The organism is Paenibacillus sp. FSL H7-0756, from assembly GCF_038006765.1.
In the GTDB taxonomy this organism is placed as follows: Bacteria; Bacillota; Bacilli; order Paenibacillales; family Paenibacillaceae; genus Paenibacillus_AQ.
The window spans coordinates 1,453,523-1,474,373 of sequence record NZ_JBBOVT010000002.1 but is presented as its reverse complement, the minus strand read 5'-3'; the positions used below and the strand labels follow the sequence as shown (position 1 = coordinate 1,474,373).

General features: G+C 53.0%; 16 protein-coding genes. 12 read left to right on the top strand and 4 right to left on the bottom strand.

Going from position 1 to position 20,851, the window contains the following annotated elements; genetic code table 11:
- The first annotated feature begins 16 nt into the window (after positions 1-16).
- The 4 genes from NST04_RS23095 to NST04_RS23080 all read left to right on the top strand — a co-directional run bounded on the left by NST04_RS23095 (position 17) and on the right by NST04_RS23080 (position 5,896).
- A complete protein-coding gene (locus NST04_RS23095; RefSeq protein WP_341186303.1) occupies positions 17-1,903 on the top strand; it encodes a glucose PTS transporter subunit IIA in 1,887 nt (628 codons plus the stop codon).
- Positions 1,900-3,666, top strand: a complete 1,767-nt coding sequence (ptsP, locus tag NST04_RS23090) for a phosphoenolpyruvate--protein phosphotransferase (protein ID WP_341186302.1) — start codon at positions 1,900-1,902, stop codon at positions 3,664-3,666. The genes NST04_RS23095 and ptsP overlap by 4 nt, the downstream gene beginning before the upstream one ends.
- 297 nt (positions 3,667-3,963) lie before the next feature.
- Complete coding sequence (locus tag NST04_RS23085; protein WP_341186301.1) at positions 3,964-4,488, top strand: sigma-70 family RNA polymerase sigma factor; 525 nt, start codon at positions 3,964-3,966, stop codon at positions 4,486-4,488.
- 1 nt (position 4,489) lies between these two features.
- Entirely contained in the window at positions 4,490-5,896 is a 1,407-nt protein-coding gene (locus tag NST04_RS23080; RefSeq protein WP_341186300.1) for a DUF4179 domain-containing protein, read from the top strand.
- 102 nt (positions 5,897-5,998) lie between these two features.
- Here the strand turns inward: NST04_RS23080 and NST04_RS23075 are convergent, their stop codons facing one another.
- On the bottom strand, positions 5,999-6,523 hold the full coding sequence (locus NST04_RS23075; protein ID WP_341186299.1) for a type 1 glutamine amidotransferase domain-containing protein: 525 nt from the start codon (positions 6,521-6,523) through the stop codon (positions 5,999-6,001).
- Positions 6,524-6,755: 232 nt separating this feature from the next.
- Here NST04_RS23075 and NST04_RS23070 point away from each other — a divergent pair, with 232 nt between their 5' ends.
- From NST04_RS23070 to NST04_RS23060, 3 genes are all read left to right on the top strand, one after another.
- Positions 6,756-7,193 (top strand): hypothetical protein, encoded by a 438-nt coding sequence (locus NST04_RS23070; RefSeq protein WP_341186298.1) that lies wholly within the window; start codon positions 6,756-6,758, stop codon positions 7,191-7,193.
- A 318-nt stretch (positions 7,194-7,511) separates the two neighbouring features.
- On the top strand, positions 7,512-8,522 hold the full coding sequence (gene ccpA, locus NST04_RS23065; RefSeq protein WP_036695017.1) for a catabolite control protein A: 1,011 nt from the start codon (positions 7,512-7,514) through the stop codon (positions 8,520-8,522).
- An 86-nt stretch (positions 8,523-8,608) separates the two neighbouring features.
- Complete coding sequence (locus NST04_RS23060) at positions 8,609-9,304, top strand: 5'-methylthioadenosine/adenosylhomocysteine nucleosidase (RefSeq protein WP_341186297.1); 696 nt, start codon at positions 8,609-8,611, stop codon at positions 9,302-9,304.
- 21 nt (positions 9,305-9,325) lie between these two features.
- Here the strand turns inward: NST04_RS23060 and NST04_RS23055 are convergent, their stop codons facing one another.
- Positions 9,326-9,958 carry a GNAT family N-acetyltransferase gene (locus NST04_RS23055; RefSeq protein ID WP_341186296.1) on the bottom strand — a complete coding sequence of 211 codons (633 nt, stop codon included), beginning with the start codon at positions 9,956-9,958 and terminating at the stop codon, positions 9,326-9,328.
- 159 nt (positions 9,959-10,117) lie between these two features.
- On the opposite strand from NST04_RS23055, the gene acsA reads away from it, so the two are divergent.
- Positions 10,118-11,842 carry an acetate--CoA ligase gene (acsA, locus tag NST04_RS23050; RefSeq protein ID WP_341186295.1) on the top strand — a complete coding sequence of 575 codons (1,725 nt, stop codon included), beginning with the start codon at positions 10,118-10,120 and terminating at the stop codon, positions 11,840-11,842.
- 87 nt (positions 11,843-11,929) lie between these two features.
- On the opposite strand, the gene NST04_RS23045 is transcribed toward acsA, so the two are convergent.
- Together NST04_RS23045 and rpsD are read right to left on the bottom strand one after the other, a co-directional pair.
- Positions 11,930-14,926, bottom strand: a complete 2,997-nt coding sequence (locus NST04_RS23045) for a transglycosylase domain-containing protein (RefSeq protein WP_341186294.1) — start codon at positions 14,924-14,926, stop codon at positions 11,930-11,932.
- A gap of 191 nt (positions 14,927-15,117) precedes the next feature.
- Entirely contained in the window at positions 15,118-15,717 is a 600-nt protein-coding gene (gene rpsD, locus NST04_RS23040) for a 30S ribosomal protein S4 (RefSeq protein ID WP_341186293.1), read from the bottom strand.
- A 474-nt stretch (positions 15,718-16,191) separates the two neighbouring features.
- On the opposite strand from rpsD, the gene NST04_RS23035 reads away from it, so the two are divergent.
- From NST04_RS23035 to NST04_RS23020, 4 genes are all read left to right on the top strand, one after another.
- Positions 16,192-18,198, top strand: a complete 2,007-nt coding sequence (locus NST04_RS23035) for a sensor domain-containing diguanylate cyclase (RefSeq protein ID WP_341186292.1) — start codon at positions 16,192-16,194, stop codon at positions 18,196-18,198.
- Between the two features lie 230 nt (positions 18,199-18,428).
- Positions 18,429-19,214 (top strand): hypothetical protein, encoded by a 786-nt coding sequence (locus NST04_RS23030; RefSeq protein ID WP_341186291.1) that lies wholly within the window; start codon positions 18,429-18,431, stop codon positions 19,212-19,214.
- A gap of 97 nt (positions 19,215-19,311) precedes the next feature.
- On the top strand, positions 19,312-20,427 hold the full coding sequence (locus NST04_RS23025; RefSeq protein WP_341186290.1) for an aminopeptidase: 1,116 nt from the start codon (positions 19,312-19,314) through the stop codon (positions 20,425-20,427).
- Positions 20,428-20,566: 139 nt separating this feature from the next.
- Positions 20,567-20,809: an HPr family phosphocarrier protein gene (locus tag NST04_RS23020; RefSeq protein ID WP_036695008.1), complete on the top strand. Its 243-nt coding sequence runs from the start codon at positions 20,567-20,569 to the stop codon at positions 20,807-20,809.
- Positions 20,810-20,851: the final 42 nt, after the last annotated feature.

Here is a 20,851-nt window from a genome sequence, read left to right as displayed (position 1 = left end):
AAAGGAGAGGGTCGCCTTGAATTGGCTCGGATCTTTGCAGCAGTTGGGCAGAGCCATTATGCTTCCTACCATGGTGCTTCCGGCGGCAGCTATCCTGCTGAGTCTGGGCAGCTTACCGTGGTCTGCATGGGGACTTTCTTCGGTATCCGAAGTGACGACGTACGCGGGGCAAGGAATATTCTATTTCATGCCTTATTTGTTTGCTGTCGGTGTGGCGTGGGGGTTGTCCAATCAGGCCGGACCGGCGGGACTGGCCGCACTCGCAGGGATGTTCACTTATGACCGGATTGTGTCCAACATGGGAGACGGGGCTGTACAGCCTGCAACATTAATTGGTATTATCCTTGGGATTGTAGCCGGTGTAGCGCATAACCGGTTTAAGAATATCAAGCTGCCGGAGGCGATCCAGTTTTTTGGAGGGTCGCGTTTTGTTTTGCTGTTCATGGGCTTATTCTCGGCGCTGTTCGCCTGGATCATGCTCGGTGTGTCTCCGCTCTTGCAGGAGCTGCTCAACGAGCTGTTCAGGGTAGTGCAGCTGACCGGCGGCTATGGAGTGTTTGTGTACGGGGTGCTATACAGGGTGCTGACGGCCTTTGGCCTGCACCATATTCTGAATAATGTGTTCTGGTTTCAATTGGGCTCCTTTACGACGCCTGACGGCAGTGCGGTCGTACAGGGGGATTTGCCGCGCTTTTTTGCCGGTGACCCTACAGCGGGTGTGTTCATGGCCGGGCTATTCCCGATTATGATGTTCGCCCTGCCGGCAATTGCCTTTGCCATCATTCAGGAAGCGCGCGAGGACCTCAAGCCCAAGATCAAGAAGACGTTTTTACGTGCAGCTTTGGTGTGCTTTCTGACCGGAGTGTCGGAGCAGATTGAATTTGCCTTCCTGTTCGCGTCGCCGTATTTGTTTGCCCTGCATGTGGTCATGTCCGGGCTTGCGATGGTGCTGACCTACTCGCTCGGGATTCATCACGGCTTCTCCTATTCGGCGGGGACCATCGACTTCTTCCTCAATATGCATCTGTCCCAGCGGGCCTGGCTGCTGATTCCAATCGGGATCGGCTATGGCATTGTCTATTATAACGTGTTCCGCTGGGCGATCCGCCGGTTCCAGATTCCTACGCCGGGCCGCGAGGAAGGCTCTGAGCTGGGCGACTGGGCGGGCAATATCCCGTATCAGGCTCCGCTGATTCTGGAGGCACTGGGCGGCAAGGAGAATATTGTGCAGGTTCAGGCCTGCATCACCCGGCTGAGATTAACGGTGCATAATGACCGCTTCATAGATACAGGGGCACTGAAGGGGCTGGGCTCCGCAGGCATTATCAAGCTGGGCGGGGGCAATGTGCAGGTCGTCTTCGGTACATATTCGGAGCTAATCCGTGAGGAGATTGACAAGCTGATGCTGCGCGATCTGCCGCAGGTGCTGTTCAGTGCGCCGATCCAGGGACGGATGATGCCGATTGAAGAGGTGCCGGATCATATTTTTGCCGCGAAGCTGGTTGGGGATGGGGTGGCCTTTGTCCCGGAAAAGGGAGAGCTGGTCTCGCCCGTATTCGGCAAAGTGATGCACGTATACCCTACGATGCACGCAGTGGGCATTGCTACGCCCGAAGGGCTCGAGGTGCTCATGCATATCGGGATCGATACTTCGCAGCTTAAGGGCCCGTTTGAGGCGCTTGTACAGGAAGGTGACAGTGTGGAGCCGGGGCAGCTGCTGGTCAAGTTTGATCTGGCCTACTTGAAGGAGCATGCCGCTTCGCTGGCGACACCGATGGTGATTACCAACCCGGACCGGGTCAAATCCTGGAGCTATGCGCCATTCAAAAACGTGAAAAAGGGGCAGTCTTCCGTCATGTCCGTGGTACTACATGAAAGCAATGTTGGAGGGATCGAAGCATGATACAAGGCATAGGCGCCGCAGCAGGTGTTGCCATCGGGAAGGCCTTTGTCCTGCCGAACTGGGAATGGAGTCTGCCGGACACCCAGGTGAATCCGGTGGATCTGGCGAAGGAGTTCGAACGGTTGTACGAAGGCATTCGGACCTCCAAGGACGAAATCGAGTTTATCAAAAAAGAATTCCGCGAGGTCGTCGGACCGGAGGAATCGAGTATTTTCGATGCCCATCTGGCGATCCTGGATGATCCGGTGTTCATGAGCGAAATCCGCGGCATTATCGAACGCCAATACAAGGCAGCCGAGGTGGCGGTCAAGGAAGCGATCGACCACTTCGTGGCGATGTTCGATTTGCTCGACGATGAATATATGAAGGAACGTGCGGTGGATATCAAGGATGTCGGCAACCGCCTGCTGAAGCATCTCCTGGGTGCGCCTGAGGTTACACTGCCGTCGGATACCCAGCCGTACATCCTGGTAGCGAAGGAGCTGTCCCCCTCACAGCTGGCGCATTTGAATCCGGCGTATGTGCTGGGCATAGCGACGATGATGGGTGGCAAAACCTCGCATTCCTCCATCATGGCCCGTGCGCTCGGCATTCCGCTGGTGGCGGGCCTGGAGAACAAGATCCTGACTCCTATCCAGACAGGGGACATGCTGGTGCTCGATGGGGAGACCGGGGCGGTCATGATTCATCCGGATGAATCCACACTGCTTGATTTCAACACCAGACGTGCGAAGCAGCAGCGGAAGCGGGAGCAATTGGAGCTGCTGGCAACTGTCGAAGCGGTCACGAAGGATGGCGTGTCTCTGCGGCTGGCCGGCAATATCAGTTCCGTGAAGGAGCTGAATATGGCGCTGAAATACGGGGCCGAGGGAGTAGGGCTGTTCCGCACAGAGTTCCTGTATATGGACCGCAGTTCTTTTCCGACAGAAGAGGAGCAGTTCGAAGTTTATAAGCTGGTCGCGGAAAAAGTCGGCAAGGAGTCCGTGGTCATCCGTACGCTTGATATCGGGGGAGACAAGCACCTGGATTACTTCCAGCTGCCGGAGGAGCAGAACCCGTTCCTTGGCTACCGGGCCATCCGGATCAGCCTGGACCGCAAGGATATGTTCAAAACCCAGATTACAGCCATTCTGCGGGCCAGTCATTACGGCAATGTGCGGATGATGTTCCCGATGATCTCTTCGGTCGAAGAGGTGCAGGCGGCCAAAGCGGTGCTGAACGAGGTGAAAAGCGAGCTGGACAGCCGGGGAGTACCGTATAACCGCGAGATGAAGGTAGGTATAATGATTGAGGTTCCGGCCGCAGTGATGATTGCCGACCTGCTGGCGGAGGAAGTGGACTTCTTCAGTATCGGCACGAATGATCTGGTGCAGTATGTACTGGCTGTGGACCGGATGAATGAGCAGATTGCCCATATGTATCATCCGTACCATCCGGGAGTGCTGCGCATGATCCGCATGACGGTGGATGCGGCACGCAGCGTAGGCATCGATGTCAGTGTATGCGGCGAGATGGCCGCAGACGAGCGCTCACTGCCGCTCTGGCTGGAGCTGGGGATCAGTGTGCTGAGCATGTCGCCGCAAGCCTTGCTGAAGGTGAAGCACCGTACGCTGAACACCCTGGCTTCTGAAGCCAGAGAGATTGCGAAGGTCTGCTTCCGCAACCGCACCAGCTCGGAGACAGAGGAGCAGCTTACAGCTTTTGTAGGACGGAGCGGATTTCCGCTGGGCGCCGGCGGAGATTCCAAAGAGAAGACGTCATAGCCTTCTTGCGGCATAGAGTTATCAGCATGACAAGGACAAGTTGAACAAGAACATCGATATTAAGTCCGGGGTGAGGGTCAAGGGGGCCATACACACCGGGCTTTTTCAATGATTTTATATGTTTTGGGGTCCCCGCAAAGTATCTGAGTCATCATTGAAGCTAAGCCCCATTTTATGGGGTTATTTTGCTTTTGCAATCACTGGGAACAAGTGCGCTGTCAAAAAAGTAAAACCGTTTGGGCTGCGGGACAGTCAGTATATACAGAAGTCAAAAAAGAAAGGGGAGACTAAGCCTGGATGGAACATACGTGGGAAGGTGAGCAGGTGCGCCACTTGAATGAACAGGAGCAGCTGTTTATCAGCCGGGTACTGGAGCAGAAAAAAATACTCTACAGCATTGCTTACAGCTACTTGCGCAGTGAAGCGGAGTCACTTGAGATGGTTCAGGAAACTACATACCGGGCCTGGGTGAAGCGCGGGAGCCTGAAGGATGAGGACCGGTTCGCACCCTGGCTGACCCGGATTCTGATCAACTGCTGCAAGGATGAACTGAAGCGGAGGAAGCGGCTGGCTGCTCCTGTCCCGGAACCGGCAAGCGCTGGACTACAGGAGATGACCAGTGACCGTAAGCTGGATATGGAGCAGGCCCTGGAAGCGGTAAAACCGAAATACCGTCAGGTGCTTGTGCTGAAGTACTACCGGGATATGACGCTGACAGAAATTGCCGAGGTGCTGGGTAAGCCGGAAGGAACGGTCAAGACCTGGCTGAACAAGGGACTTAAGCAGTTGCGCGACAAAATGAGAATCAAAGGGGGACTATAGCATGGTCAAGACCGAAGAAGAGCTGCTGAAGGAGTACTACCACAGTCTGTCGGCAGAAGCGGATGAGGTTGCAGAGATGAAGCTGAATACGGCAATCCGTAAAGGCATAACGCGTTCACGCAGAAGCTCTATGTCACTAAGGAAGCGTTATGCTCTGGCTACAGCGGCGGCAGTGCTGGGGATTGTGCTGTTATTCTCCTTTCCCCGGGCGGGTGAGGTGTTGAAGACCCAAGGGGCAGCTCCCGATCAGGCAGCAATATATCAGAGCTATGGACCCTTTGAAAAGTACATTCCAGCTGCGATGACCACAAACGCCGTATCTTCGGCAATCGAGGCTGGCCTTGTACAGCGCATTACGGGTGTTACTGCGGAGCAGAATGGATTTGTCCTGACTGTAGACGGAATTGCTGCAGATCAGAAGGGGATTATCATTTTGTATTCCTTGCAGAATAAGACTGATGAGAAGGCCAAAGTAGCACATATTCAGTTAACATCAGCTGTTTCAAATCCTTTGCATACATCCCTGGGGCCTGAGAACTCAATTTCCCCAAATCGTATAACCTATGGTTATGAAGTAAGGCAGTGGGAGAGTGACGGAGGCGCTCTTCCGGATCAATTTACACTGGAATTGGAGCTTGGTAAGTACAAACAGTTCACGCCAGCTTCAGCAGATAGCTCCCTTGCTAAATTGTCTGTAGCTCTTCCGCTAGACCGGGAGGAGATTGCTAAGGCAGGAGAAACCATACATGTAGACAAAACACTGGAAATAGAAGGTCAGAAAATTAAAATTAATCAGGTCTATCTGGCCGCCTCCGGCATTTATCTGGATTATACCTCCGACCCGCTGAACTCCAAACAGATCTTCTCCATGTACAAACCGGGGCTCTTAGCAGGCGGTAGCGGTGATTTTACGTATCTGGCTTTACGCGCTGCCAGCTTTACGGACAGTGGGGGCAGACTGATATTTGCCAACGACAGGAGCTCGGCACAATCGCTCCAGCTGCAAATCAATGGAATTCTGGCGCTGGATAAGAAGGCAACCCAATTAATTGTAGATACGGATAAGCAACAAATTATCAAGGCTCCAGATCAGAATTTGCAAATGTCTGTCCACAACACGGAAAGGGGCTCTACGATGGTGCTGGAATATGATTCTCAGGCACAGAATAACAGTATCTACAATGACTTTAGGCTGGGGCCAACATTTACCGATGGAGCAGGTACAGTTCATTCAACAGATAAGTTTGATATCGATATTCCGCAACGCACGGAGCCGGAGAAAGCGAAGTCAATCCCTCACATGTATTACCTTGGTTTGGGGGGCAATATATATCCGCAGCCGCTGACGTTCGCCATTAAGGCATATCCTGCCCTGATCAAAGAGAAGCTGTCCGTTCCAATCCGGTAACCATCTGGTGAATTAGAACAAGCCCTGAACCTCATCGAAAGATAAGGCAGGGCTTGTTTGTGGCCGTTCCGGCATTAGTCTGCTATTCCAATTCTATTCCGCCTATTCACCAGCAAGCGCATCGCAGAACGCTTTGCCGTAAGGCGGCAGGTCCGGCGGGCGGCGGGCGGAGATGATATGGCCGTCAGTGACGACAGGCTCGTCCTTCCAGATGGCTCCAGCGTTCTCCATATCGTCACGGATGCCCGGTGTGGAGGTGACGGTTACGCCCTCTAGTATCTTCGCGGATATCAGTACCCATCCGGCATGGCAGATCTGGCCAATCGGCTTCTTCGCACTATTGAAATCCTGCACCAGCTTCAGCACTGCGCTGTACCGGCGGATTTTGTCGGGTGCCCAGCCTCCGGGAACGAGGATACCGTCATAATCGGCAGCGTTCAACTCGTCCCAGCTGTATTCAGCAGTGGCAGGTACGCCATACTTACCGACATACGTCTTTCCCTTCTCAAGGCCGGCCAAATGAACCTCGGCCCCTTCCTCGCGTACGCGGTATACGGGATACCACAGCTCGAGGTCTTCAAATTCATCGTCCACCAGCGCAATGACTTTTTTACCTGAAAGTCTCATTCTGTTCAGCTCCCTTCGGCTTAACTTCCTGATATCTATGTCATTCTATCAAAAGAGAGACTTGAAGTCACTTTTCGATATGGAAAATCCTAAAACTATTGCCAATTAAAACATGATATGCAAACTTGCAGGGATTCAGGGGAATAAGGTCGAATAGTAGATAGGGAAAAGGCAGAACTATGCGTTTTTAAAAGATCATTCTGAGGTGTGGGAGATGTATAAGGAACAATTAATGAAGAAGTCTTGTGGCTGCGGCGGGATCATGACCATACATATGCATACGCTGATTTATAGTGCGAAGATCAAAATTACTCATGTCCCTGTATATACCTGCGGGCAATGCGCCCGTTATGAGCCCTTGCCGGTGATTAAGCGTGACCTGGGTCTGCTGATTCGGGAGCTTGGAGAGCGCCCTGCGGGCAAGCTGCATCTGTCCTTTGCGGAACGCAATGAGTGGGCTAGTGTGCTGAAGGATACGCTTTCTGCGGGCCTGTTTGCCGGCGGCCTGCCGGAACTGGAGGAGGCTATCCGCAAGGCTATGCAGAGCCGGATTGATCTGCTGCTGGATGTATACCGCACGGCGGCGGATCTATCCGACAAGAAGTGGATGGAAGAGATTGGCTTGCGGCTCTCCCAGTTGACTGCTCAATCGGCAGAAAGTGCCAAATAAAGAGCATTTTTTGACATTTTGAAAAAAAGTCTGCAAAAACAATGAAAAAGTTTCAACGAATGTTGGATTTTTCACGCGCTTTTTGATACGATAGAGAAAGCATACGGAATTCTTGAAATTTTAAGGGCTTTCAACTGGAAGCTATTGGAGAATCAGGAATTGGCGGAAGGCGTTAAAGCCGCGCCAGGACTGACGTTTCAACCTTTGAAAGAAATTTTGAAAGGAAAATGAAGCGTTATCATTGCACAATTGTACAAAGTGTCGTATCATAATTTTAATTAGTCGAACGATAAAATTTATCGCAATGGAGAGAGTAATTTGACGGTAACCATTTACGATGTAGCTCGAGAAGCAGGCGTATCTATGGCTACGGTATCACGGGTTGTGAATAATAACCCCAACGTGAAACCGCAGACCCGGAAGAAGGTTTTTGAAGCGATTGAGCGTTTGGGCTATCGTCCGAATGCTGTGGCGAGAGGTCTCGCCAGCAAGAAAACGACAACCGTAGGGGTTGTTATCCCAGATATCTCAAACTCGATTTTTGCGGAAATTGCACGCGGGATTGAAGATATTGCCAATATGTATCACTACAACATTATTCTCTGTAACGCTGACAAGCGCAAAGAGAAAGAGATTCGTGTCATTAACACACTGCTCGAGAAGCAGGTGGACGGGCTGCTGTTCATGGGCGGAACCGTTACGGAAGAGCATATTCAGGCGTTCCAGACCTCTGCTGTGCCTATCGTGCTCTGTGCGACCCGCGATGAGAAGGGAACGTATCCTTCCGTGGATATCGACCACGAGACGGCTGCATTTGATGCAGTGAATACGCTGATCCGCCACGGACACCGTGAGATCGCCATGATCAGCGGCACACTGCAGGACCCTGCGAACGGTTATGCACGGTTCCACGGCTACAAGAAGGCTCTGGAAGCGGCAGGTATCGAGTATCAGGAGGATCTGGTACGCATCGGTAACTATCGTTACGAATCCGGTGTCGAAGCCATGAAGTACTTCCTGGGTCTGAAGAAGAAGCCTACAGCTATCTTTGCCGCTACTGATGAGATGGCAATTGGCGCCATTCACAGTATTCAGGATGAAGGTCTCAAGGTGCCGGACGACTTCTCGATTATCAGTGTAGACAACATCCGGATGGCTTCAATGGTTCGTCCGCTCCTCACTACTGTAGCACAGCCGATGTATGATCTCGGTGCTGTGGCGATGAGACTGCTGACGAAGCTGATGAAGAAGGAGACGGTTGAGAATCCGCGGGTTATTTTGCCGCATGAGACCATTCTTCGTCTGTCTGTCAACCATGTCAACAAATAAGATCAGTCGCGTGAACATAGGTTTCTTAAGAAGCTCCTTCGGGAGCTTTTTATGTTTGCGGGCAGAAAGTTCAAGGGGGATATGAAATGAGCGGAGTGCTGGGACTGATTGGCGCAATGGATGAAGAAATCAAGCTGCTGCTGGAAGAGATGGAGGACCGGCAGACCACGGTGAAGGCCGGCATTACCTTTTATGCAGGGAAGGTATTCGGGAAGGCGGCTGTAGTCTGCAAATCAGGGGTAGGGAAGGTGAACGCCGCCGTAACCACCCAGATTCTGCTGGACAGCTTCGACGTAGAGCAGGTGCTGTTCACCGGAGTGGCCGGAGCGCTGCATCCTGAGCTGAACATCGGGGATATTGTTATTTCGTCCTCCTGCATTCAGCATGATATGGATGTTACAGCGCTCGGTTATGCCAGGGGGGTGATCCCCTATCAGGAGATCTCCGCCTTCCAGGCAGATCCTCTGCTGGTGAAGTTAGCAGAAGAGGCTTGTCATGAGCTCAAGCAGAAGTCTGTAACAGGTATTGTGCTGTCCGGGGATCAATTCATTGCCAGCAGGGCCTCAGTAGCTATGCTGCGTGAGCAGCTGGACGGAGCCTGTGCAGAGATGGAGGGTGCGGCGGTCGCCCAGGTCTGCCATATGAACGGGATACCTTTTGTAATCGTACGCTCCATGTCAGACAAAGCAGACGGCTCAGCCCATGTGAATTACAGTGAGTTCACCGTAACGGCCTCGCAGCATTCGCATGCCATTCTGGAGCATATGCTTAAGGCTATGTAACCTGCCGGCAGGCCGCCTGCATTAATACATAAACCGCTGTCTGAAGCGCACCCGGTCGAAGGTCTCGCGGGAGGACAGCGGTACTTCCCGGCCCATGCGGACCATGAGGCAGTTGGCCGGATGCGAGCAGATCTCCGGATCATCGGTGGCATACCACACCATATCTACCGTCTTCATCAGCTTCTCCATCATCTGGCGGTACTCCCATACGGTAAGGCCGCTCCCCTTGAGGTCCCAGTGCCAATAATATTCGGTTGTGAATACAATACAGTTCTCCAGTTGTCCCTCTTCAAAAGCACTTGAAACCAGCAGCTTCGCAAGTCCGCTCCCGCGATACTCGTCAGCCACTTCGATCGCTCCCAGCTCAATCAGATCTTCCATCCCGCCCTGGGACCATAACTCCAATTCATCCGGATAATGAAAGGTGACATAACCCACGATAGCGCCTGAGACCACCGCTGCCACGATGCGTCCTTCAGGTAAGGCCGATATCTCTATCAGTGCTTCAAGCTGCTCCTGCGGCTTACGGAAGGCGTCCAGATCGCGGTGGATGCTTAAGGTCTGAAGTGTTTCGGGCGATAGGGGGCCACGGACAGAAATCAGCCGGCCTTGATGCTCTATCGTATGGGATACAGGAATTTTAAGATGCTCCATGCTTGGGCTCCCTCCGGTTCACTATAATATGGAATGTAACCGCTTCCTGTGATATACTGATTCCGACACGGAATATTCACATTTAGAGCGTTGACGGAATTACTAGAAGTAGATGGTACCCTTAAAGCTTAAAGCAAACCAGTAGGGGAGGCAAGAGTAATGGGGCAAGTTCGAGGTGAAATTTTGCCGGGCCGGGTGCAGCATTCGAATATGGAGGATTATTCCCGGGCAGTTGATGAATTCCGGTGGGAGGATGTCGAGCGCAGCTTCTCCTGGCATGGGACCGGCAAGGTGAATATGGCACATGAAGCGATAGACCGTCATGTCGAGGAGGGGCGGGGGGCTGCTACGGCACTGATCTACAGCGATGCGGTGCGTGAGGAGAGGTACACCTTCGCCGACTTACGGGAACGGTCGAATAAGTTCGGTAATGTACTACGCAAATACGGAATCGGCAAAGGAGACCGGGTGTTCATCTTCATGCCGCGTACCCCGGAGCTGTATTTCAGCCTGCTCGGCATTCTGAAGACGGGAGCAGTGGCAGGTCCGCTATTCGAGGCGTTCATGGAGACGGCGGTCAAGGACCGTCTGGAGGATAGCGGAGCAGTGGCGTTAGTAACCACACCGGAGCTATTGCACCGGGTGAAGCGGGAGCAGCTCCCGGGACTGCGCCATATCTTTGTGGTAGGAGCTTCTGCTGCTGAAGATTCGGGGCTGCTGAATTATGAAGCGGAAATGGCTGAAGCGTCGGCCGAGCTGGAACCGGAATGGCTGAGCCTTACGGACGGTCTGATTATGCATTATACCTCCGGTTCCACCGGGAAGCCCAAAGGTATCTACCATGTGCAGAAAGCCATGATTCAGCACTATTATACAGGCAAGGTAGTTCTGGACCTGCGGCCGGACGATGTATACTGGTGCACGGCCGATCCGGGTTGGGTAACCGGAACCTCTTATGGGATCTTTGCCCCTTGGCTCAATGGGGTAGCGAATGTAGTCCGGGGAGGACGTTTCAGTCCGCTGGATTGGTATAAGACGATTGAGCGCTTCGGGGTGAGCGTATGGTATAGTGCACCTACGGCGTTCCGCATGCTGATGGGGGCTGGCAAGGAGACTCTGGAGGGGGTCGATCTGAGCAGTCTCCGTCATGTGCTGTCTGTAGGCGAACCGCTGAATCCGGAGGTCGTGCGTTGGGGCGACAAAATCTATCAGCAGCGGATTCATGATACGTGGTGGATGACCGAGACGGGAGCGCAGCTCATCTGCAACTACCCGGGAATGGACATCAAGCCTGGTTCCATGGGCCGGCCGCTGCCGGGGATTGAAGCAGCTATCCTTGATGACCGCGGCAATGTACTGCCGCCGTATTCTATGGGTAATTTGGCCATCCGCACTCCCTGGCCGTCTATGATGGCCAAGGTATGGAATAACCAGGCTAAATACGATGAATACTTCCGGATTCCCGGATGGTATATCTCTGGGGACTCGGCGTACATGGATGAAGACGGCTATTTCTGGTTTCAAGGCCGGATTGATGATGTGATCAATTCCTCCGGGGAGCGGATCGGACCCTTCGAGGTTGAGAGCAAGCTGGTGGAGCATCCGGCTGTGGCGGAGGCTGGTGTAATCGGCAAGCCGGATGTCATGCGCGGAGAGATCATCAAGGCCTTCATCTCGCTGCGGGATGGATACAGTCCAACCGCTGAACTGAAGGAAGAGATCGCGGCATTTGTCAAAGCAGGCCTGTCTGCCCATGCGGCACCGCGTGAAATCGAGTTCAAGGATAAGCTGCCCAAGACCCGTTCCGGTAAAATTATGCGCCGTGTACTGAAGGCCTGGGAGCTGCATCTTCCAGCAGGCGATTTGTCTACCATCGAAGACTAGGCAGAGCTGGAGTACGTTGAAAAAAGCCCGTTCCCCTTATCCCGGGGAACGGGCTTTTGAGCTTATATTGAAGTCTGCCTGTTCAGCTTAACGTCCAGAGTTGCCTGTTGCGTTAGTGGTGGTACTGCCTCCGGCATTCCCACCCGTATTCCCGCCGGCATTGCCTGCAGGCTTCCCGCTGTTATTACCTGTGGCATTTCCGCCGCTGTTCCCGCCGGCTGCATTGGTTCCGCCTAACGGAGTTGAAGTATCCGCAGCAGGCGGTTGAACAATGATCATGCCAGGGTCTTCTGTACTGTCCGGGATGATTCCGGCATCCGGTGTCGGCTCTGCATCCGGCGTCTGTTCCGGAGTAGGCGTAGGCTCCGGTGTCGGCTTAATGCCGCCAGCCACACTGCCGGAAGCAGTCTCATGTCCGGCTACGTCTACAGCAGCCACATAGAAGGTAGCATTAGCGCCTGCTGGAGTACCCGGCCTGAAGACGGTGCTCTCTCCAGCCGCGAGAACGGCCTGCTTCTGGAAAGATCCGCCGTTCAGGGAACGGTAGAGGCGGTAGCCGACAACATCCGGCGAACCGCTTGGAGTGAACGTAACTACAGCCTTGCCTGTACTGTAGGAAACCATGACTTCACCGGGAGCACTTGGCCCGTTGCCGTCATCGACCCGCGGATCGACCTCAGTCGGATAGTCGGTCTTGGCATCCTGCGGCATGTAGTACGCCAGGGACTCATGTGATTTCATTGCCGGGAAGGCGGCCAGCAGCTCTTTAACCAGCTCCTGAATCGGCTTCTCACGCTTGACTACAATCTTCTCCTTCAGGAAATCCTCAGGAGTTCCTTCCAGAGGGATGTAGTTCACCCCGTTATAAGTGATATATTTGGCATTGGAGATTCCGTCGTCGCTCTCCTTAGGAACAAATTTCGCGTTGAACAGGTCCGTTGTGAATCTGTCCGTCAGCTTGGAAGGCTTCTTGCCGCTGTATGCCGAGACTGTCGCCTTGACGATACCCTCCGGCTGGGCGAATTGCTTCGTGGTGAACAGCTCGGGACGTTTGTCAATCACTGTATTCATTACCTTGGTCCACAGGGTCTGCGCCTGACGCTTCTGCGTATCCCCCTGAAGGGTATTGACCTGCTCTTTGTAGCCCACCCAAATTCCAAGGGTGACATCCGGCGAATAGCCCATGAACCAGACATCTCCATAGTTCTGGGTGGAGCCGGTTTTGCCGACAATCGGAACTTCCTTGAAATGCTTGTAGTTCCTCTTCACTGTAGTTGCTGTTCCGTCAGTAATTACGGTGCGCAGCATATCCGTCATCAGATAAGCGGTCTGCTTGGAGAAGACCTGCTCCGGGTTAACTTTATGCTGGTAGACGATTTTACCCTGACTATCCACGATCTTCTCGATCATATAAGCATCATTGAAGGCACCACCGTTACCGATGGAGGAATAAGCATTGGTCAATTCTTCCACGGATACCCCGTAACGCAGCCCCCCGATAACCCCGGTCTGAGCGCTATAGTCATTGTCCTGGATGGTGGTAATTCCCAGCTTCTTGGAGAAGGCCCAGGCCTTCTCAATACCCACCTTGTCGTTGAACAGCTTCAAGGCGGGCAGGTTCAGGGATTTGTTCAGGGCATAACGGGCGGTTACCAGACCCTGATAACGGTTGTTGGCGTTCTTGGGAATGTGGTAGCCTTTGCCCCCGTCCTTCATGACAATCGGCGCATCATCCAGAATACCCGCAGGCTGAATGAGACCTGCATCCAGTGCAGGCAGGTATGCTGCAATCGGCTTCATGGTGGAACCGGGCTGGCGGATCATCTGGGTGGCGTAGTTCATCTGCTCGATGTTGAAATCGCGCCCTTCAATCATGCCGAGAATCGCGCCGGTCTTGTTGTTGATCATCATACCGGCCGTCTGTTCCTTGCCTCTGGCTTTGCTGTCCTTGGTGAAATTACTGCTGTCATCCGAGATGCTGTGCATCGCACTGTACACTTTCTTGTCAATGGTGGTGTACACCCGGTAGCCGCCGGTCATTAACTGCTGGCGTGCTTCCTCCAGCGCTTGGGCGGAATCGGCAGCAGAGGCCGCCTTGTCTGCCGTATCCTGGTTCAGCTTCAGCAGGATCTCGGACGCTTTGCGTTCGGTCTCCATCATGAGATAAGGGAAGGTGGCATAGGCCTTCTTGGTATGCGGTGCAAGAGAGCTCTTGATGTCGAAGAGCAGGGCCTCGTCGTACTGGGATGTAGTAATTTTGTTCTCCTCCAGCATCCGCCGTAAGACCAGCTTCTGGCGGTCCATTGCCCGGCCGAAGGCCGTTTCGTTGAATTCGCCTACGCCGTTGAACGCAGAATACTTGGAGGGGAGCTGCGGCAAGCCGGCGAGATACGCCGCCTGGGCCACGTTCAGCTTCTCCAGATCATCCAGGCCGAAGATGCCTTTGGCGGCGGCCTTGATACCGAATACATTATAGCCGTTGGAACCGTTCCCGAAAGGAACCTTATTTAAATAAGCTGTTAAAATTTCCTGCTTGGACAAGAAACGTTCCAGCCGCAGGGACAGCAGAATTTCCTTCACCTTGCGGTCTTCCGTGCGGTCCAGGTTCAGGAACACGCGCCGTGCAAGCTGCTGGGTCAGGGTGCTGCCCCCGGTCTGAACAGATTCATTCAGTACCTTTTGCTTAACGGCCCGCAGGGTGCCGCTGAAATCCACCCCTTTATGATTGTAGAAATTATTGTCCTCTATAGCGAGAACGGCATCAATCACAAGCTGCGGAATATCGTTGAATTCAATAAGTCTGCGGTCTTCTTCTGTGCGGAGCTGGCCGATCGGCTGTCCGTCACTGAAATAGGCAAAGCCGGTAATGGCGTTCAGCCCAACCTGCTGCTGGATTAATTCTTCGGGCCGTACCGGATCGTCCTTCACTATTGAAGTGACGTAGCCGGCTACAGCGCCGCCGGCGAACAGGCAGCCGAGTATACCGAGTATGAACATCCACTTCACAACTGAACCGAACCTGCGGAGCCAGGATCTGCGCGGTGGACGCTGTTTTGCGGTCTTCTTTTTCTTCTCCTCAACCATCGACGATAATCCTCCTTTTAACGGAACTATTATAGCACAATTTGGCGATTTTGAATGCGCTTCTGCCGCAGAGGATTTTTAAAATAACCCCACCAAGCGGGGACTTCAGCTTCGATGATGACTCGGATTCATAAAAAAAGCTCCCGGATAGAAATCCGGGAGCTTTGATCAGATTCCGCTGTAAGCGAATCTTAACGGTTGTAGAATTCGACGATTTGCTTCTCATCGATATCCTGGGACAGCTCGGCACGTTCTGGCAGACGAAGGAATTTACCTTCGAATGATCCGTCAGCATATTCCAGGTAAGCCGGAAGGTGGTTGCGGTTCTCGAGAGCTTCCTTGATCGAAGTCATAGCACGGCTTCTTTCGCGAAGTCCGATAACGTCGCCAATGCTTACACGGAAAGAAGCGATGTCGACTTTTTTACCGTTAACGGTTACGTGGCCATGGGATACCAACTGGCGTGCGCCTGCACGGGAGTTAGCGAATCCAAGACGGTAAACCAGGTTGTCCAGACGGCTTTCGAGCAGGAACATGAAGTTTTCGCCCGCAATACCCTGGAGCTTTTGTGCCTTAGTGAAAAGAGTTTTAAACTGCTTTTCGCCCAGGCCGTACATGTGGCGCAGTTTTTGTTTTTCCAAAAGCTGCATTCCGTAGTTACTTACTTTTCTGCGTTGGTTAGCGCCGTGCTGTCCTGGTGGGAATGGGCGTTTCAGGTCTTTGCCTGTACCGCTAAGGGAAATGCCCAGACGGCGGCTGAGTTTGAATTTAGGTCCGGTGTAACGTGCCATATTATAGTAGACTCCTTTTAATGAAAAAAATTTATTGTAGGGCCTATTTGCGCCGCAATTCGTATCCGTGAAAGCGTTAAATGGTTTCACACTGCCGAGGGAAGTTCAGCCGCTGCCCTGGCAGTAACGAAATGCGTAGAGGGTGACACAACGTTACGCCCAATAAGACTTGTTACAGTCTTGTTCAACAATAAATATTATATGAAAATGGCAGGCAAAGTCAAGCGCAACTTAAAAGAGTTTTTGTCTATCTTTGTCGTTAGTTCTTTGGTCCTAAAAAAAATCCCGGTTTTGCGGAAAATATAATGCAATACCGCAAGAAAGGGAGTAAAATATAACTAATTGGATGTTATCGGAAAACTGTGATTTCAAAATATCCTGACTATATTTACGCTGGATTGGTAATGTCTCTACTATAGAATCAGGGGCCTACTCCGGTCTGGCCTGATTGAAGATGCAAAGGAGGTCCTCTTTATGTCAGAGCAGGAGGCATACGGCCATAAGGATCGGGACGGCCGTATGCTGTTACAGGACATGAGGCAATCCGGCGGAGAGTATGAAGATCCCGCCGCCTGGCTGAAGGAGACGGATATCGTGTCTCACGATTTCCCCTACGCCGCCAGCTTGATTGCCGAGAGTTTCAGGGAATGGCAAGGACAGGGAGTCCCCTCCTTCGCGAAGACCTGGAGCTGGTGTGTGCTGAATTATGAAGGTGATTGGATTGAGCCCGCCTCTGAACTCCGGCAGGGGCGCTGGAGTTCAGAGTGGGAAGAAGCGGCGGGAATCTGCCTGCAGACAGGCGGGATGTATGCTGCCGAGGTTCTGGAGGAAGGACAAGCCTATACCCATCTGGCTCTGCCGGTATTTACGCGCGGACACCGGGAAATATTTGCCGTGCTTGGCTGCAGAATGCCTGCAGAGCAGTATGAGTCGGGAGGGAAGCATACGGCTGAAGCCATGTCGATGCATTTCCAGACCTGCTTTTATCACCGGTTTGAGCATGTGTTTGTCTCGGATCTTGCGGGGATTCATCTGCATGCCGAGCGTGAGGGCAGCCGCCGTTCGCTGCTTTTTCAGATTGTCCAGCGCATGCATGACAACATTGATGTAGACGCCGTACTGACGGAAGTCATTGACAGTATCGCTGCGATGTATCCGGGAGCACGGCTTGATTTGTTCATGTCCCAGGACCATCGCAGCACGCATCCTCAGGTCAAGCCGCTTCCGCTGACATGGGCAAATAATGATGTCTGTGCCCGGGCCTTCAAGGATGGGCGGGTTACGCTTCATACCGGGAGGGAAGAGAACGGGACTGTGGAGGTAGGGCTTCCGCTGGGCGGCAAGCAGGGGGTATACGGCGTGTTTCACATGATTATGGACAAGGCGTCCTTCCATGAGCTGGATCTTAGCTTCCTGACCATGGTCGCGGATACCGCTGGTACAGCCTTCGAGAATGCGAAGCTGTACGAACGCTCCAACCAGCTGATCAGGGAGCTGCGCATGAGCAATGAGCTTACGCAGCGGCTGAATCAGAGCCTCAGGCTCGGCGATATTTTCCAGTTTGCTTTTGAAGAGCTGCTGGACATGTTCGAGGCGGATTATTGCTGTATTCTCCATATGAATGAAGAACGCGGCGGACTTGAGGTGATAGCCTGCAATTATCTGCCGCTGCTGGGTGAAATATTGGATCGCAACCAGGGACTCGGCAGTAAGGTTTACGCTACGGGAGAGCCGCTGCTGCTCTCCGATTACAAGTATGCTGTAGGGCAGACTTCAACGCTGATGGATGCTACCGGCTCAGAGTCGCTCATTGCTACTCCGCTGAATGTGGGCGGGGAGGTGCGGGGAGCCATTATGCTGGCGCATAAGCAGGCCCACTTTTTCTCCTATGACAGCTACAGGCTGCTGCAGGCGATGGCCGGTCATATCGGGCTGGCTGTCGGAAATGCGAGGCTTCATGCGGAGGTGCGCCGCCTGGCGAACCGGGATACGCTGACCGGACTTTTCGCCCGCCACTATCTCGATGAAGAGATTAAGCAGCGGCAGTCCAGTGATTTTTGCGGAACCCTGATTGTGGTGGACATTGACCAGTTCAAGATGGTGAACGACACCTATGGACATCAGAAGGGGGACAAAATCCTGAAGCAGGTCAGCGACATCGTGAAGTCCTCGATCCGTCAGGGGGATGTCGCCGCCAGATGGGGCGGGGAAGAGCTTGCGGTCTATCTGCCTCAGCTTGGAGTGCAGCAGGCCGTATTCGTAGGGGAGCGTATCCGCAAGCGTGTGATGGGAGAGACAGAGCCGCGTGTGACCGTGTCCTGCGGGGTCGCCGAGTGGAGCTGGACCGATGACCGGGTCAGTGTCGAATCTCTCTTTTACCGGGCGGACATGGCACTCTACGAAGCCAAGAACAACGGGCGAAACCAGGTAGTGATCGATAACAAAAACGTTGAGAACAATTCGAAGAATCCTTGGGCTTAGGCCTTAAGGATTTTTCTTTTGAATGGACATCGAAGCTTAAGCGTCACCTTGCAGGGGTGTTTTGCATCATCCGGCGTATAAGCCCAGCATTCAGGGAGACCCTAGGTAGAATACAGCTGCACTCTACTTTTTGCGGAAAGGGCATGATGGCCATGATGAACTTACGACGCGTCCGCACGGAATTTCTTGCACTGCTAATGCTATCTAGTCTTGTATTTAGCGGGTGCACAGTGATGAAGGACAAACCGGCTGCGGAGGATTTGAATCTGGTAATGGCGGGGATGGATGGCACTGATGGGGTGTCCTTCGAAGGAGCGGCTGCGCTGCTGATCGACGGAAAGACGGTCCCGGAATCTTCGCTCTACTATGGAGGGAAGACCATGGATCACAACCAGATCAGCCTCTATTCTCTCCTGCCTGACGGCGGACAACCAGCTCCTGCAGCGGAGTCCGGTCCGCATTCTCTGAAGCAGGGCACAGGTGATGCGCCAGTCTACTATACTCGGATGGTGAAGGAAGACGGGAAATGGACGATGAAGCAGGCCTCTCCGGCCCTTGGCGGCAGCAATCCGCTGGAGGCGCTGAATCCGCTGCGTCAGCTGGAGGAGCTGGAGAAGATGGGCAAGAAGGTGACGGAGGAAGCGGGCAGCGCCAGAGGGACCCGGGTCCTGCGGATTGAATTAACGGCAGAGGAGGCGCGCAGACAGCTCTCGGCAGAGCTTGCACAGAAGATGCAGGCTATTAAACCGGTTGCCAGAATAGACGCTGCTGCGCCTGCTGACACTCACGCTAAGGCACTTGCGGCTAAGAGCGCACTTTGGGAACAGAAGCAGACAGAGCTGCAGCAGAGGCTGAACCAGGCGGATATCCGCACGGTATATTATCTTAAGGTCGACCCGAAGCGGAATCTGCCTACCCGGCTGACCTCGAACCGTACCCTCACCTATCCCGGCAAGGCCGGAGCGACCACGGAAGAGACCTATATTACACAGGTGGATTTCTACGGTTATAAGTGAGCGGTTCTCTTCCCGCAGATGGCTTGCGCTCTATGGCAGGCGTGCTACAATATAACGGTATGTTTATTTTCAGTAAGAGGAAGGAAGAGAGAGACAGATGAATGATCCCCGGATTCAAAAGCTTGCGGCGAACCTTGTAGGTTACTCCGTAAACGTACAGCCTGGCGAGAACGTGCTCGTCGAAATGATCGGCAGTGAACGAGATTTGATCAAAGCCGTTGTGGAGGAAGTGGGAAAGGCCGGAGGCCGTGCATTTGTGCAGCTGACTGACCGCACTGTTCTGCGCAGTATGCTCAAATATGCAACACCTGAAGGAATCAAGACCTGGGCGGAGATCGACCTGAACCGGATGAAACAGATGGACTGCTATATCGGCATCCGTGCCGGTGAGAATGTCAATGATCTGTCCGATGTGCCGGAAGAGAACATGAAGCTCTACAACTCCCTGTATTCCCACCCTGTACATAGCGAGCAGCGCGTCAAGCACACCAAATGGGTGGTGCTGCGTTATCCTAACGCCAGTATGGCCCAGCTCGCCAACACGAGCACAGAGGCCTTTGAGGACTTTTACTTCGAAGTCTGCAACCTGGATTATGCCAAAATGGACAAAGCCCAGGATTCGCTGGCTGAGCTTATGCGCAGAACCGACAAGGTGCGTATATTAGGTCCCGGAACAGACCTTACATTCTCCATCAAGGGAATCGGGGCGGAGAAATGCTCCGGCCAGAAAAATATTCCGGACGGAGAAGTGTACAGCGCGCCTGTCCGCGATTCTGTGAATGGAACGATCAGCTATAATGCCGCATCAATCTATAACGGGGTTACCTTCGAGAATGTGAAGTTCACATTCGAGAACGGCCGGATCGTAGAGGCTACCAGCAATGATACCGCACGCCTGAATGAAATTCTGGATTCCGACGACGGCGCGCGCCATATCGGTGAGTTCGCCATCGGCTTCAACCCTTATATTCTGCATCCGATGAAGGATATTCTGTTTGATGAGAAAATTGCCGGCAGTCTGCACTTCACACCGGGCCAGGCGTATGATGTGACGGACAACGGCAACCGTTCGTCCATTCACTGGGACCTCGTGCTGATTCAGCGTCCTGATTACGGCGGCGGCGAAATTTACTTCGACGATGTGCTGATCCGTAAGGATGGAATTTTTGTGGTGCCGGAGCTGGAAGGTCTGAATCCGGAGAACCTGAAATAAAATGGTACAAAAGCGGTGATTCCAAAAGCACGTAATGCCTGTTTCCAAGAAACACCTTGCGTGAGTAAGCGGATTCAATGTATCATGGAATTGGTAACAAGTGAACATAAGTTTATAATCAAGTTGCGGAGGGATTCCTATGTCCAACAATGCGGCAATCGTGGATATTGCACAGACAGCAAGCCAATTTAATTCATCTATCGTTCTTCAAGCGGACAACAAGTACATTGATGTTAAGAGCATCCTGGGCTTGTTCACTACTCTGGTATCCAGCCAAAGCTACGAGCTGCATGTACATGGCACAGATGCCGAGGAAGCTAAGAAAGCCATGAGCGAAGTTTTTGCCAAACACAATCTGAATTTTACAGTAGTAGCAGAGTAATTCCAGTTTCTTCTCAGACGTCCGGCCTTGCGGCTGGGCGTC